We start from the raw sequence: 13,524 nt of genomic DNA on the forward strand, positions 1-13,524 counted from the left end.
CCTCGGCGGCGGGTTCCGGGGTCGGCTCGGGTTCGGGCTCGGCGGTCACCTCGGCCGCGGGCTCGGGCTCGGCGGTGGCCTCGGTATCCGGTTCGGGGGTGCTCTCCGGCTCGGGTCCGGGGGGCACCTCGCCGATGGGCTCGGGGGCCGTGCCGGTCTCCGCTTCGGGGGTGACCTCGGCGACCGGCTCGGGCTCCGCGGCCTGCGGCTCTTCCGTGGTGGTCTCGGGCTCCGCGGCCTGCGGCTGCGCGGTCTCGGCCTCCGCCTCGGTCACGACCGGCGTGTCGGCGGACGCCTCAGGAGCCGTCTCCTCATCCGTCGACGTCGCCTGCCTCGGCACGGTCACGTGGTCGAACGCCGCCGACACCAGGTCGTGTTCCTCCGAGGGGTCCGACGACTGCTGCGCCGGGATCCCCGGTGCCGCGGCCGGCTCGGCGGACTCCGTGCCGTGCGTCTCCGGCTCCGCCGCATGCGCCCGTGCCGAAGCCGTCGGCTCCGCGGGCGTCGGTGTCTCCTGCGAGGGCTCGCCCTCGGCGGAGCGACCCTTGCGTGAGCGGCCGAACGCGTTCCGCAGGAGAGTGAGAATGCCCATGTGCGCAACCCTTCGCGTGAGTTGGTGCCCGTCGATCCCTGGCCAGGACGGACACGTAAGGTTAACGGGCACAGGTGGCGATCTTGGGCAGGGTCCGGCCATCGGAAGCGCCTTATGTCAAGACCGCAATCACGCTGTTACCGGCCCCGCCGACGCGCCGCGAATCACCCCTTCCGCCGTCCGCCATCCGGCCCCCCCGACCGCCGTCACGCGATGCGTCATGGCCCGGTTCCCCCGACAGCGCTGAAAGGCCTCACGCCCTGGGATTCCAGGGCGTGAGGCCAGAGGGCCGAGAAGCGGCGCCGGCGGGGGGCCTACGGCATCGTCGGTCTGTCGCGCCCAGCCATCACCAGCGCCCAGATCACGAACCCGCCGATCGCGATGGCGATGACGGACCAGACCGGGGCATACGGCAGGAACATGAAGTAGAGGATCATGTACAGGGCCGCGAGGCCCACGCCCACCCAGCGCGCCCACTCCATGCCCTGGAGCACGCCCCAGCCGGTGATCGCGACCAGCGCGCCGACCACCAGGTGGATCCAGCCCCAGGTGGTGAGGCTGAACTGGTACACGTAGTCGCCGACGTGGACGTACACATTGTTCGTGGAGATGCCCGCGATGCCGTTGAGTACGCCCACGATGCCGCCGACCACCATCAGGACCCCGGCGAACGCCGTGCCACCGGTGGCCCAGGCCTCCTGTTTGGGGTGAGGGGTGCGTGTGGTGTGCTGGACCATGGGGTTGCCTCCTCTTCTGGGCGGATTCGCCTCGGTTGCCCTCAGGCCTGGACGCGCGTCGGCTGTTCCGCGGGGGTTTGTGAGGGTGATGCGGATGCGCGGCGGCGACGTGCGTACATCCCCGTGAGCCAGGCGACCAGGGCGACCGTGAGGCCGAGCGCCATCAGCAGCCAGGAGGCCGTTCGCAGGGTCTTGGTGAGCGCGTCGTAGACCGCGCCGGCCGCCGCGTGCGAGACGTCCGCCGGGAGGTCCTCCAGCGTCATCCTGCGCCCCACGGCGACGGCCACGACGAGCAGGGCGGCACCCAGCGCCGTGCCGAGCCCGGTCGCCAGCACGGCCCGGCGCCGGTACACGGCCACCAGGATGCCGGTCAGGGCGAATCCGACCGCGGCGATGGGCAGCCAGAAACCGGCGACTTCGAGCACGTGGAACCCCTTCCGGAGTCTCGTCAGATCCGCCGACCGCAGCAGGGTGACCTCCGTGTGCGCGACCGGGATGCGGTCCGCGAACGGCACGTGCTCGTCGGTGAGTTGCCGTTTCATGCGTTCGGCGGCGGGGGCGAGATCGATGGTGACCGGGCGGTCCCCGTTGTCGCGCAGGGCGCGCATCACGGCGTCGTGGGCACTGAGGTTCGCCGTGTCCCAGGCGGTGCGGAAGGCCGGGGTGCCGGTGAACGAGCGGACCGCGTCATGGACGAAGGCGTGCACCGAGCCCTGAAGCGGCGGGCCGACGTGCATTTCGCGCATGATGCCGTCGGTGACGGCGGACGCGACCGCCTCCCGCACCTGGGTGTCGGAGGCCAGTGCGGCGGTGGTCGCGGCGTAGCGGGAACCGTCCTCGATGGCGTACGTCGCCCACGCGGCGAGCACGCCCAGCGGCGCGAGCAGGCACGCGAGAACGACCAGCACTGAGGAGACGACGCTCCTGGCACGTCGAGACACATCATCAGCGAACCGTGCCGCCCGGCGGTCGGCGAGTGATGGGCGAGCGAAATACATGCAATCGGGTGGATGTGACAATCGGATGGGGGAATGCGGTGGTACGAGCGGTGGCGGACTCGCGTCAGGCCCCTGATGCCCCGGTTCCCGCTCTCGGGTGGAGGGTTCACCCGAACGGGTGTTATCTGGTGGTGAGGAGAGACGACTCGGGCTCCTCGACCGGCTCCCGGGAGCGATCCCGGGTGACGGGTGAGTGAGGGAGACGCATGAGGCCCCGGCGTCGGTGTGGGCCGACGGCCGGGGCCTCGTGCGCCGGGAGGCGCTCTCAGACGTACGGGGGCGGTTGCGCGGGAAGGGGGCTCAGGCCATTCGCCAGTGGTCCTCGCCCGGTTCCTCGTGCGTGTAGTACCGGTAGAAGTCGAACAGGAACGTGCCCACGGCCACCGCCAGCGAGATACCGCAACTGCGCAGCACGCTGTGACCGGTCAGGCTGTAGAGGAAGCCGAACGTGACGCCCACGAACACCGCCCACAGCGTCGCGCGTGCCTCACGCCGCAGGCGCGGCGCCACGGTCAGCACCGCGTAGCACAGCGCGGCGAACACGATCGCGCAGACGAAGCCGAACAGCACGTTCCAGCCGGTGATGGAGCCGGCGTCACGCATGTTCGCCGCGGCCCAGTAGCCGTAGACGAGTCCGATGGCGACGGGCACGGCGATCCGCGCGATCCAGTGTGTACGTGTGTCGAGGACCTCGGGCGGGCGGTAGCTCTCGACCCGCGCGCCTCTCCTGGTGGCGGGTGTGCGTGTGGTCCTGCGCACGGGTGCGGCATGAGCCATGGGAACGCTCCTTCCTCCTCGCCCCCCGCTCCACCCCCGCATCCAGCGCACACCTGCCCGGGGCGGCCGGCAAGTCGGGATGCGGGCCGGGATGCGCGGCCGACAGGGGCGTGTTTCGCTGGGCCTCATGAGGATCGTGCTGTTCGGGGCCACAGGCATGGTCGGCCGCAGGATCGCGGCGGAGGCGGTGCGGCGCGGCCACCGGGTCACGACCGTGAGCCGCTCCGGGGAGTCACCCGTGCCCGGGGTCACCGCCGCCGTGGCCGACGCCTCGGACCCGGTCAGGGTCGCCGCGCTGGCGGCTGGGGCGGACGCCGTGGTGAGCGCGTGCGCGCCACCGCGGGACGGCACGGAGCCGGGGGCGCCGTTCCTCGCGCTCAACCGTTCTCTGGTCCAGGGCACCCGTGAGGCCGGGGTCCGGCGGATCCTCGTGGTCGGCGGCGCGGGCAGCCTGGAGGTGGCGCCCGGGCAGGAGCTCATCGAGCAGCCCGGCTTCCCCGAGGAGCTGCTGGGCGAGGCGCGCGCCCACCACGACGTCCTCGAGTACTACCGCACGGTCTACGACCTGGACTGGACGTATGTCTCCCCCGCCGCCGAGATCGCCCCCGGTGAGCGCACGGAGCGCTTCCGGGTGAACGGCGACCAGCTGCTCACCGACGCGGACGGCGCCAGCCGGATCAGCGCCGAGGACTACGCGGTCGCGTGCGTGGACGAGCTGGAGCGGGACGCGCATCCGCGTGCCCGCATGTCGGTGGCGTACTGACGGCCGAAGCACGAAGCGGGAAGCACGCACGGGACCAGGGGAACGGGCCAGGGAGCACGGACCAGGGAAGGAACCAGGAAGCACGCATCGGAAAGTACGTACGAAGGACGGACGAAGGACGGCAGCGCCGGTGCCCACCAGGCGACCACCCTACGGCCCGCCGCCGGAGGAGGGCCGGGGGGAGCGACACGGCAGCGGGGAGCAGAGCGGTGCTCTCCTTCGGAAGCACCGCTTCTTCCCGAGGCTCGGCCTCCCGCGCCGTGTTCCTGCCCACCCCACCCTTGGCGCCTCGTTCTCCGAACCCTCCGATCCCTCCACCCGCTCCGGCCTCTCCGCCGTCTCCGTCCCCGACGAATCCGTGCTGGACGGCCCGGCAACCCACTCCGCGCGTGGCAGGGCCTCGGGACCGGCGCGCGACAGACGCACCGGACCCGAGGGTGACCGGGCAGCGCGCCCCAGGGGCGCCGACGCGCTGTCCACCACCCACCCGCTGCTGCGGGTGCGCGGGCGCAGCGTCGCCTGGCTGCCGCCCCTCGTCCTGCTCGCCGCCATCCCCGCGCTCGACTGGTCCACGAGCGGTGACTTCCGGACCATCTCGTGGGTCGTGCTGGTCCCGGGTATCGCCGCCGCGCTGTGCGGGCTGCGCACCACGGTGGGCATCGCCGTGCTGGCCGTCCTCACCTACGAGCTGGAGGACCGTGCCTGGCCGCATCAGTACCAGTCCGGGCTGCCCGACTTCATCCTGGTGGTCGCGGGCAGCGTGCTCGCCGTGCTGGCCTGCGCCGTCCGCCTGCGCGGCGAGCGGCGCATGCTGCACATGCAGGACGTCGTCGACACCACACGGCGTACGGTGCTGCGCCCCCTCCCGGCCGGATGGGGCGGACTGGACCACGCGGCCGTCTATCTGCCCGCGGACAGCGTGGCCCGCGTCGGCGGCGACTTCTACGACATCCAGCCCGGTCCGCAGGGCACCCGCGTCCTGCTCGGCGACGTCCAGGGCAAGGGGCTCGGTGCGGTCGCGGCGGCGGCGGGGCTGCTGGGCACGTTCCGCGAGGCCGGGTACCACGACCCCGGCCTCCCCACGGTGGCCGCGAAGCTGGAGGCACGGATGCGGCGGCATGTGTTCTACTGCGCCGCCATCGGCCGCGACGACGACGAACGCTTCGCCACCGCCGTGCTGGTCGGCTTCCCGCAGGACGGATCGCAGGGCGCATCGCAAGGCGCACCGCAGGACGCATCGCAGGAACCGCACGGCGTGCCCCCGTACGTGGAGGTCGTGAACTTCGGGCATGAGCCGCCGCTGGTGGTCGGCGCCGACGGCGTACGCGCGCTGCCGCTCGGAGAGGGGCTCCCGCTCGGTCTCGCCGCGCTGGGCAAGGGCCTGCCGCCCCCCATGCGGCTGCCGCTCGCGGAGGGCGAGACGCTGCTGCTGTTCACGGACGGGGTGAGCGAGGCGCGGGACGCCGCCGGTGAGTTCTTCCCGCTGCGGGACCTCGTGGCACGCGCCCTGGCCGAGGATCCGTGTGTCGCCGAGCCCGGGAACCTGGTCCGCCTCGTCCGGGACGGCACGCTGCAGCACAGCGGCGGCCATCTGGAGGACGACACGACGATCTTCGCCGTGCGCAGACGCCCGGCACGCCCGCGATGAGCCACGCGGACGGACTCGTATGAGGGGACCCGCACGGGCGGGTTTGCTCTCCTTTCGTCGCACCTTTGCACGCGCAGCGGCTACGGTGCTCGCTGGAGGGTCCGAATCGAACGGGTCGATCGGGAAAGAGGACGATGCCCGGAACCGTGCTGTTGCTCGCTGCCTCACCGGCGGGCAAGGGGTGTTTGGTGGACGCGGCCTCCGTGCTCCCGGTGCTCGCGGCCGTCGCCCCACCGGTGCTGTCCGGTACGGACACGGCCCATGTGGTGGAACTCGCCGACCCGCTCGAACCGCAGGCGGTCCTCACCCGGCTGCGGGCCGCCGCGACCGCCCCGGGCCCGCTGACGCTGTTCCTGGCCGGGCAGCTCCAGCTGGACCGCCGGCAGCGTCTGCCGCACCTCGCGCTGGCCCGCACCACTCCGTCGACGGTCCGCTACACCGGCCTTCCCTGGCACTGGATCCGTGAGGAGCTGCGGCTGCGGTCCCCGGGTACGACGGCGGTGTTCGCCGATCTGCACGCGGACCAGGAGGCCTGGCAGCAGTTGCGCGCCGTCTCCCTCGACTGCGGTCCCGCCGTCCCGCTGTTCGGCCGTATCGCCCCGCCGCCGTCGCGCCGTGCGCCGGCCGCCCCCGTGTATATGAAGGCTTTGGCCACGATCCTGCGCAGCGGACACCGCCCGGACCCGCGGACCCTGCACGACCGGACGCTGGCCCGTGTGTACGGGGAGTCGGGCGTGGGGAAGGACATCGTCCTGACGCCCGACCTGCCGATGCCGGGCGCTCATCGGTACACCCCGCCGACCCCGCCCTCGCCCTTCCCGGCCCCGCTCTCCCGCTCCCCGATCCCGCTCGCGCCCTTCCCGACCCAGCTCTCCGCCTCCCCGGACCCGCACGCCGCGCTCACCGCCGCCGTGCAGGACGGCCGTCACACGGAGGCGGCCGAACTCGCCGAGCGGTGGGAGCAGTCGGCGCTGCGGCGGTACGGACCCGGCTCCGAGGAGGTGCTGCACTGGATGGAGGTCCGTGCCGACCTCGCGATGCTCGCGGGCGACGCGGGGCTCAGCTGCGAGACCTGGCTGGCGGTGGCCAACATCCGTCTGTCGGCGGGGCTCAGCCCGAAGGACCCGGTGGTGGAGGCGGCCGTCGACCGCGCCCACCACCAGTGGGGCCGCATCGGCGACGCGGTACGGGCCGGTGAACTGGGCCCCGCCCTGGCCGACTTGCGACAACGGGTGCCGGGCCGCAGGGAAGGCGCCCTCAACCACGTCCAGGAGCAGTTGCGCAGGCTGAACCGTCAGCTCCAGACCCAGCCGTGAGAGCGAAGGGCGCATGGACGTATCGGCGTATGGGCGTGTGGGTGCATGGGCGTATGGATGTAAGACCGTAAGGGCCCGAGGCGCCTACGACTTCGCCAAGCAGGCCAACGTCCCTGACGCCAACGTTCGTACGCCGGGCGCGACCGTGGACAGATCGGGCGCGAAACGGGGGCTGTGGTTGCTCGGGACCGCCGCGAACTTCTCCATCAGCTCGGCACCCGGCGCCGCCTCCCACACCTCGGCCGGGGTGCTGGTCACGAACCAGTACGCGTACGGGACACCGTCCGGCGCCAGATGCGGGAAGTCCTCGCTGCCCATCGCCGGGCCCGGGTCGAAGACCGTGTCCGTGCCGAACACCTCGCCGTGCACGGCAGCGACACGGCGGTCGGTGGCGGCGTCGTTGACCGTGACCGGGAAGTCGGCGCCCACGGTCACCTCGGGCTCGCGGGGGCAGCCCGCGGCCAGGCACTCGCCCTCCGCGATGCGCCGTATCGCGGCGATCATCCGCTCGCGGACCGAGGGCGACTGCGTACGCAGGCTGAGGGCGATACGCGCCTTTGAGGGTATGACGTTGTGCAGGGTGCCCGCCTCGATCCGGCCGACGGTCAGCACCGCTGAGTCGCGTGCCGCGATCTCCCGGCTGACGACGGTCTGGAGCCGGGTGACCAGATAGGCGGCCGTCACCACGGGGTCCACGGTCGACTCCGGGCGCGAACCGTGGCCTCCCTTACCGTGGATGACGATGTCCACGTCCGTCGAGGCGGACAGGATCAGTCCCGGGGAGTGCGCGTAGAGTCCTGCCGGGCCCGGTGCGGCGTGCTGGCCGAGCAGGACGTCGGGGCGCGGGAAGCGTTCGTACAGTCCGTCGGCGACCATCGCCCGCGCGCCCCGCCCGGTCTCCTCGGCGGGCTGGCCCACCACGAGCAGCGTGCCCGACCAGGTGTCACGTCCGGCCGCAAGCGCTCCGGCGGCGCCCGCCAGCCAGGTGACATGCAGGTCGTGCCCGCAGGCGTGCATCACACCGGGCACCTCGGAGGCGTACGGCAGACCCGTCTCCTCCGCGACCGGCAGGGCGTCCATGTCGGCGCGCAGCAGGACGACCGGGCCGTCCCCGTTGCGCAGCACGCCCACGACACCGGTGCCGCCGACGCCCTCGGCGGTCTCGTACCCGGCGTCGCGCAGCCGTCCGGCGAGTTTCCCGGCGGTCCGGTACTCGCGCGAGGACAGCTCGGGATGGCGGTGCAGATCCCGGTAGCACTCCTCCAGCGAGGTGACCGGGAGGTCGGCGGTGAGGTCCAGAGCGAGACGTGCGGCGGCGGAGGTCACGGGGCCAGGGTAGGGGCGGGGCGGCTCCCCCGGCAGTGGGCGTCGTACGCGGTACGCGGTCACGGAGTGACGACTGGGAACTCGACGTCCGGTTGTGTCACGTATGAGAACAGGCGTTTGAGCAGACTCCGGTCTCCCTCCGTCCGGATGCCGGCCAGGCCCTTGCCCGCGAGCAGGCCGAGGAGTTCGGGGCGGGTGAGGGTGAGGGTCAGGCCCGCGTGCGGCTTCGGTGTGCGGTGCAGGGGGTGGCCGCGGTGTGTGAGGGTGCCGTGCTCCAGGTTGATCCGGTGCCGGCGCTCCTCGTCGATCACGATCAGGTCGATGGTGAGCCGCGGCTCCTGCGCGGCCCGTGGCCCGTCGATGCGGACCGCGAGGGAGTCCAGCAGCATGTCGACGGTGAGTTGCGAGGTCATGCCGGCGATGTCCGTCGGGACGGCGGCTCCGCCCGTGTCCCCCCGCAGTTCCTGAGCGCCGGTCAGGTAGATGTTGCGCCAGGGCCCGTTCTCCGCGCCGTGTCCGAGTCGTTCGTACACCCCCGCCAGCGTGCTCTTCGCCTCGGTGTGGTCCGGGTCGGCGAAGACGAGGTGGTTGAGGAGGGTGGCGGCGAAGCGCAGGTCACCGGTGTCGGCGTACCGGCGTGCCGCCGCGAGCATCGCCTCGGGGCCGCCGGCCACGTCCACGTACCGCCCGGCGAGCTCGACCGGCGGATGCTCCCACAGATGGGCCGGATTGCCGTCGTACCAGCCCATGTACCGCTGGTAGACGGCCTTGACGTTGTGGTTCAGGGAGCCGTAGTAGCCCCGCGCGTGCCAGGCGTGTTCCAGCGCGGGAGGCAGCCGCAGCTGCTCGGCGATCTCCGTGCCCGTCAGCCCGATGTTCAGCAGCCGCAGCGTCTGGTCGTGCAGATACGCGTACAGGTCGCGCTGCTCCACCAGCAGCCGGACGACGTTCTCGTGCCCCCAGGTCGGCCAGTGGTGCGAGGCGAAGGCCACGTCGTAGCCGTCGCCGAAGAAGTCGATGGCCTCGTTCAGATAGCGGGACCAGACGCGGGCGTCGCGGACCAGGGCGCCGCGTGGGGTCAGGAGGTTGTGCAGGCTGTGGGTGACGTTCTCGGCGAGGCACAGGGCGCGCTGCTCGGTGAAGAGGAAGTTCATCTCGGCCGGGGCCTCGGTGCCCGGCGTCAGCTGGAACAGGATGCGTACGCCGTCCACGACCTCGGTCTGACCGCTGTGCGTGATGTCGACGGTCGGCCGGATGAGCGTGACCGTGCCGCCGGACAAGGTCGTGCCGAGCCCCGTGCCGATCTGGCCGTCCGGCGCCTTCGGCAGCCGTGCGCCGTACATGAACCCGGAACGGCGGGCCATCGCGGGCCCGGCGAACACGTTCTCGCTGACCGCGTGCTCCAGGAACCCGGCGGGCGCGAGCACCGGCACGCCCGCGTCCGTGTCGCCCGGCAGCACTCCGCGGGCACCGCCGAAGTGGTCGACGTGGGTGTGGGTGTAGACGAGGCCGGTGACGGGCCGCTCGCCCCGGTGCCGCCGGTACAGGGCGAGGGCGGCTGCCGCGCACTCGGCGGAGATGAGCGGGTCCACGACCACCACGCCCTCATGGCCTTCCACGACGGTCATGTTGGACAGGTCGAGCCCGCGCACCTGGAAGACACCCTCGGTCACCTCGTACAGCCCCTGCCGGGCGCACAGCTGCGACTGCCGCCACAGACCGGGGTGCGCGGTGGCGGGGCAGTCCGCGTCCAGGAACCCGTACGCGTCGGCGTCCCACACCACCCGCCCGTCCTCGTCGGTCACCGTCCCGGGTACGAGCGCGGCGACGAACCCGCGGTCGGCGTTCTCGAAGTCGGTCCGGTCCTCGAAGGGCGGGTGACCGTCAGGGGGCACGGCGTCCATGGGGCCAGCTTCGGCGCGGGCGGTGGGCGCGGCCAGCGGTGGGGGCCCGTTAGGGCCTCTCGCTTGGATCAGGCCGGATCAGGGAGCGCCGCCGGGGCCGCTCCCTCACGGGTCAGCGGGCCGAGGGTCCGCCGTACTCACCGGACTGACCGGACTCGCCGGGCTCGTCGGTGAGTCTGCGGAGCAGGCCGAGCAGGGTCGTCCGCTCGGCTCCCGACAGCGGTGCGAAGCACTCCGCGAGGACCTCGTCCGCGACCTGGTGCCCGGCCTTCAGGGTCGCCTCGCCCGCCGGGGTGAGGTGGTGCTCGATGCGCCGGCCGTGCCCCGGCCGGCGGTCCACGAGCCCCTGCGCGACCAGCCGTCCGGCGAGCGTGCCGAACGCCTGCTCGCTCTGGAACGTCGCCGCGGCCAGCGTCCGGGCACTCGCCCCCGGCGAACGGCTGATGGCGCGCAGCGCGTCCCACTGGGCGAGCGTCGTGCCCGCCGCGTTCGCGAGCCGGCTGTCCAACGCGCGGTGCTGCCGGTACTGGGCTTGCTTGACGGCTCTTCCGAGGATCTGCAGTTCAGCGGCCATGGGACCAGCGTAGCACCCTGACTAAGCTTGCTTATATAAAGATGTTTAGTTATCGTTTCCGGCATGACGACCTCTCAGACGCACACGATGCGACGCCCCGAGTCCTCCGAGCCCGCCCTCGTCCTGTCCGAGTCCGGAACCGGCCGGCCCGTTCTGATCCTGCACGGTGGCGGGGGCCCCGCCACCGTCGCCGGACTCGCCGCCCACCTGGCGCGCGGCGCCCACACCATCGTCCCCACGCACCCCGGCTGGAACGGCACCCGGCGTCCCGGCTGGCTAACCGGTGTCGACGATCTCGCACTGGCCTATCTGCATCTGATGCACGACCGGGGGCTGAGCGACGTGCTCGTCGTCGGCTCCTCGCTCGGCGGCTGGATAGGGGCCGAGATGGCCGTACGGGACCACGCGAGAATCATCACCGGGCTCGTCCTGATCGACGCCGTCGGTGTCGCGGCCGAGGGGGAGCCGAGCACGGACTTCTTCGCCCTCGACGCCCGCGGGGTCGCCGAGCACGCCTATCACGATCCCGACCGCTTCCACGTCGACCCGGCCGATGTCCCCGCCGGACAACTCGCCCTCCGGCAGGGCGACATGGCCGCACTCCGTGCCATCGCGGGCGACCCGTACATGTACGACCCCAAGCTGCTGCGCCGCCTCGGCCGGGTCCAGGTGCCCGTCCTCGCGCTGTGGGGCGAGAGCGACCGCATCGTCACACCCGCGTACGGCGCCGCCTATGCCGCCGCGTTCGGCGACGGCCGGTTCGAGGTCGTCCCCGGGGCGGGCCACATGCCGCAGATCGAGCAGCCGGAGGCCACGCTCGCCCTGATCGACGCGTTTCTCGCGGGGTGATCAACAGCACGTGCGCCGCGGGGCGCGTCCCATGGGCTCGGGCACAGTTCGCTCATAGGGTCGAGGCCCATGGAAATATGGGTTCTCTTTCTCGTCGTCGTCCTCCTCCCCGCCTGTTACGCCGGAGTCGAAGCCAGGGTCAAGCGCCTCGACCGCCGGGTCGTCCGTGTCGAGCAGAAGCTGGACCTGATCCTCGGCCACCTGGGGATCCGTCAGGAGGAGCCGGCCCTGGAGCAGGTCGCGGCCCTGGCGCGCGACGGCAGGAAGATCGAGGCGATCAACGCGTACCGCGAGCTCACGGGTGCCGGCCTCAAGGAGGCGAAGGACGCCGTGGAGCGGATCGGCGAGTAGCCCCCGTCGGGGCCCTATTGCGACCATCTTGCAATTAGCGCGCAGGTGCAGCAGGGTGGGACCCGCAGTACCCAGAGAACAGGGGATTGCGGTACCCGGCGACGAAAGGCCCTGCTCCATGCCCCCGTCCTCCCTCAGGATGCGCACGTCCATCACGCGGCAGGAGTGGGGCCGGCTCGGCGGGATGGCCGCGTTCATCCTCGCCCTGCACATCATCGGGTGGTTCACGCTCGTCGCGATCGTCGCGCCCGAGCACTACAGCATCGGCGAGAAGTCCTTCGGCGTCGGCATCGGCGTGACCGCGTACACCCTGGGGATGCGGCACGCCTTCGACGCGGACCACATCGCGGCGATCGACAACACCACCCGCAAGCTGATGGGCGAGGGGAAACGGCCGCTGTCGGTCGGGTTCTGGTTCTCGCTCGGCCACTCCAGCGTCGTCTTCGTCCTGGCGCTGCTGCTCTCGCTCGGCGTGCGGACGCTGGCCGGTCCGGTCCGCGACGACAACTCCGAACTGCACGACGTGACGGGCGTGATCGGTACGACGGTCTCCGGCACGTTCCTCTACGTCATCGCCGCGATCAATCTCGTCATTCTCGCGGGCATCTGGAAGGTGTTCCGTCAGATGCGCTCGGGGGAGTACGACGAAGCGGCCCTGGAGGAGCAGCTCAACAACCGCGGCTTCATGAACCGCCTCCTCGGGCGGGTGATGAAGTCGATCACCAAGTCGTGGCAGATGTATCCGCTCGGTCTGCTCTTCGGCCTCGGCTTCGACACCGCGACCGAGATCGCGCTGCTCGTCCTGGCCGGTTCGGGCGCCGCCTCCGGGCTGCCCTGGTACGCGATCCTGTGCCTGCCCGTCCTCTTCGCGGCCGGTATGTCGCTGCTCGACACCATCGACGGCTCGTTCATGAACTTCGCGTACGAGTGGGCGTTCTCCAAGCCGGTGCGCAAGGTCTACTACAACCTCACGATCACGGGCCTGTCCGTCGCCGTCGCGCTGATCATCGGCACGGTCGAACTGCTCGGCCTCCTCGCCGAGAAGCTCGGGCTGCACGGCGCCTTCTGGGACTGGATCGGGGGCCTCGACCTGAACACCCTCGGTTTTGTGATCGTCGGTCTCTTCTTCGCCACATGGGCGATCGCCCTGGTGGTGTGGAAGGTCGCCCGGATCGAGGAGAAGTGGACGGCGGGGCTCGCGCAGTCCGCGGAGCAGACGGCCGAGTAGCGGATTTTCATGTTCCGTATGTAGCTGAAGCGTGATGAGAAGCGAAGTCGTCACGCGTTCAACGAGGTTGACACCCGGTCCGGGCTGATCGACTATGTGTGCGAGCTGTGACGCGAGTAACTCAAGTAACGCGAGTAACCGGTGAGCCCAGTGATTCTCGCCGGCTCGTCGTTTCCCGTTGTCTCTCCCCGGCTCGTTTCAGCCATCCTCCATGGGCCCGGCGCTCTATTCCCCCGGTGAGCGCCGGGCCCACCTTTGTGTGCGCGGCCGTCCACCCCGGCGGTGGACCCGGACCGCGGACCCGGCCGGACGGCCGTGAACCCCTCCGTGCGTCCACGGCCGTCCGGGTCCGGGTCCCGGGCCACCGCCGCCCCGTGCCGGACCTGCCCCCGCACCCGGGCCCCCTTCGGCTCCAGGCCCATCACCGCGAGCGCGGTCAGCGACTTGCCGCAGCCCGACTC

The 13,524-nt window shown here is 71.7% G+C and carries 12 protein-coding genes and 1 pseudogene; 6 read left to right on the forward strand and 7 right to left on the reverse strand.

Annotated features, from left to right (window positions below):
• The 4 genes and pseudogenes from ABZ845_RS26540 to ABZ845_RS26555 form a co-directional block, all read right to left on the reverse strand.
• Positions 1 to 592 (reverse strand): annotated as a pseudogene (locus ABZ845_RS26540) (Toxic cation resistance protein); the annotation flags it as partial.
• Between the two features lie 314 nt (positions 593 to 906).
• Positions 907 to 1,329, reverse strand: a complete 423-nt coding sequence (locus ABZ845_RS26545; RefSeq protein ID WP_360984023.1) for a hypothetical protein — start codon at positions 1,327 to 1,329, stop codon at positions 907 to 909.
• 41 nt (positions 1,330 to 1,370) lie between these two features.
• Positions 1,371 to 2,270 carry a hypothetical protein gene (locus ABZ845_RS26550; protein WP_360984026.1) on the reverse strand — a complete coding sequence of 300 codons (900 nt, stop codon included), beginning with the start codon at positions 2,268 to 2,270 and terminating at the stop codon, positions 1,371 to 1,373.
• 357 nt (positions 2,271 to 2,627) lie between these two features.
• Positions 2,628 to 3,104, reverse strand: coding sequence for a hypothetical protein (locus tag ABZ845_RS26555; protein ID WP_360984029.1), 477 nt, complete (start codon positions 3,102 to 3,104; stop codon positions 2,628 to 2,630).
• Between the two features lie 127 nt (positions 3,105 to 3,231).
• Between ABZ845_RS26555 and ABZ845_RS26560 the strand changes: the two genes are divergently transcribed.
• From ABZ845_RS26560 to ABZ845_RS26570, 3 genes are all read left to right on the forward strand, one after another.
• Positions 3,232 to 3,867 (forward strand): NAD(P)H-binding protein, encoded by a 636-nt coding sequence (locus ABZ845_RS26560; protein WP_360984032.1) that lies wholly within the window; start codon positions 3,232 to 3,234, stop codon positions 3,865 to 3,867.
• A gap of 472 nt (positions 3,868 to 4,339) precedes the next feature.
• Positions 4,340 to 5,515 (forward strand): PP2C family protein-serine/threonine phosphatase, encoded by a 1,176-nt coding sequence (locus ABZ845_RS26565; RefSeq protein WP_360984072.1) that lies wholly within the window; start codon positions 4,340 to 4,342, stop codon positions 5,513 to 5,515.
• 134 nt (positions 5,516 to 5,649) lie between these two features.
• Entirely contained in the window at positions 5,650 to 6,831 is a 1,182-nt protein-coding gene (locus ABZ845_RS26570) for a hypothetical protein (protein WP_360984035.1), read from the forward strand.
• Between the two features lie 84 nt (positions 6,832 to 6,915).
• On the opposite strand, the gene ABZ845_RS26575 is transcribed toward ABZ845_RS26570, so the two are convergent.
• From ABZ845_RS26575 to ABZ845_RS26585, 3 genes are all read right to left on the reverse strand, one after another.
• On the reverse strand, positions 6,916 to 8,157 hold the full coding sequence (locus ABZ845_RS26575) for an amidohydrolase (RefSeq protein ID WP_360984038.1): 1,242 nt from the start codon (positions 8,155 to 8,157) through the stop codon (positions 6,916 to 6,918).
• Positions 8,158 to 8,216: 59 nt separating this feature from the next.
• Positions 8,217 to 10,061, reverse strand: coding sequence for an alkyl sulfatase dimerization domain-containing protein (locus tag ABZ845_RS26580; RefSeq protein ID WP_360984041.1), 1,845 nt, complete (start codon positions 10,059 to 10,061; stop codon positions 8,217 to 8,219).
• 112 nt (positions 10,062 to 10,173) lie between these two features.
• Entirely contained in the window at positions 10,174 to 10,635 is a 462-nt protein-coding gene (locus ABZ845_RS26585) for a MarR family winged helix-turn-helix transcriptional regulator (protein WP_360984044.1), read from the reverse strand.
• A gap of 63 nt (positions 10,636 to 10,698) precedes the next feature.
• Between ABZ845_RS26585 and ABZ845_RS26590 the strand changes: the two genes are divergently transcribed.
• From ABZ845_RS26590 to ABZ845_RS26600, 3 genes are all read left to right on the forward strand, one after another.
• Complete coding sequence (locus tag ABZ845_RS26590; RefSeq protein WP_360984047.1) at positions 10,699 to 11,484, forward strand: alpha/beta hydrolase; 786 nt, start codon at positions 10,699 to 10,701, stop codon at positions 11,482 to 11,484.
• Positions 11,485 to 11,553: 69 nt separating this feature from the next.
• On the forward strand, positions 11,554 to 11,835 hold the full coding sequence (locus tag ABZ845_RS26595) for a ribosomal protein L7/L12 (protein WP_360984050.1): 282 nt from the start codon (positions 11,554 to 11,556) through the stop codon (positions 11,833 to 11,835).
• A gap of 118 nt (positions 11,836 to 11,953) precedes the next feature.
• Positions 11,954 to 13,063 carry a HoxN/HupN/NixA family nickel/cobalt transporter gene (locus tag ABZ845_RS26600; protein WP_360984053.1) on the forward strand — a complete coding sequence of 370 codons (1,110 nt, stop codon included), beginning with the start codon at positions 11,954 to 11,956 and terminating at the stop codon, positions 13,061 to 13,063.
• Positions 13,064 to 13,524: the final 461 nt, after the last annotated feature.

The sequence above is a fragment of the Streptomyces sp. NPDC047022 genome (genome assembly GCF_040644155.1).
Classification (GTDB): domain Bacteria; phylum Actinomycetota; class Actinomycetes; order Streptomycetales; family Streptomycetaceae; genus Streptomyces.

Coding starts and splice junctions, on each gene's coding strand:
- ABZ845_RS26545 (WP_360984023.1), bottom strand. CDS start 1,329: ATGGTCCAGCACACCACACGCACCCCTCACCCCAAACAGGAGGCCTGG.
- ABZ845_RS26555 (WP_360984029.1), bottom strand. CDS start 3,104: ATGGCTCATGCCGCACCCGTGCGCAGGACCACACGCACACCCGCCACC.
- ABZ845_RS26560 (WP_360984032.1), top strand. CDS start 3,232: ATGAGGATCGTGCTGTTCGGGGCCACAGGCATGGTCGGCCGCAGGATC.
- ABZ845_RS26570 (WP_360984035.1), top strand. CDS start 5,650: ATGCCCGGAACCGTGCTGTTGCTCGCTGCCTCACCGGCGGGCAAGGGG.
- ABZ845_RS26580 (WP_360984041.1), bottom strand. CDS start 10,061: ATGGACGCCGTGCCCCCTGACGGTCACCCGCCCTTCGAGGACCGGACC.
- ABZ845_RS26585 (WP_360984044.1), bottom strand. CDS start 10,635: ATGGCCGCTGAACTGCAGATCCTCGGAAGAGCCGTCAAGCAAGCCCAG.
- ABZ845_RS26590 (WP_360984047.1), top strand. CDS start 10,699: ATGACGACCTCTCAGACGCACACGATGCGACGCCCCGAGTCCTCCGAG.
- ABZ845_RS26595 (WP_360984050.1), top strand. CDS start 11,554: ATGGAAATATGGGTTCTCTTTCTCGTCGTCGTCCTCCTCCCCGCCTGT.
- ABZ845_RS26600 (WP_360984053.1), top strand. CDS start 11,954: ATGCCCCCGTCCTCCCTCAGGATGCGCACGTCCATCACGCGGCAGGAG.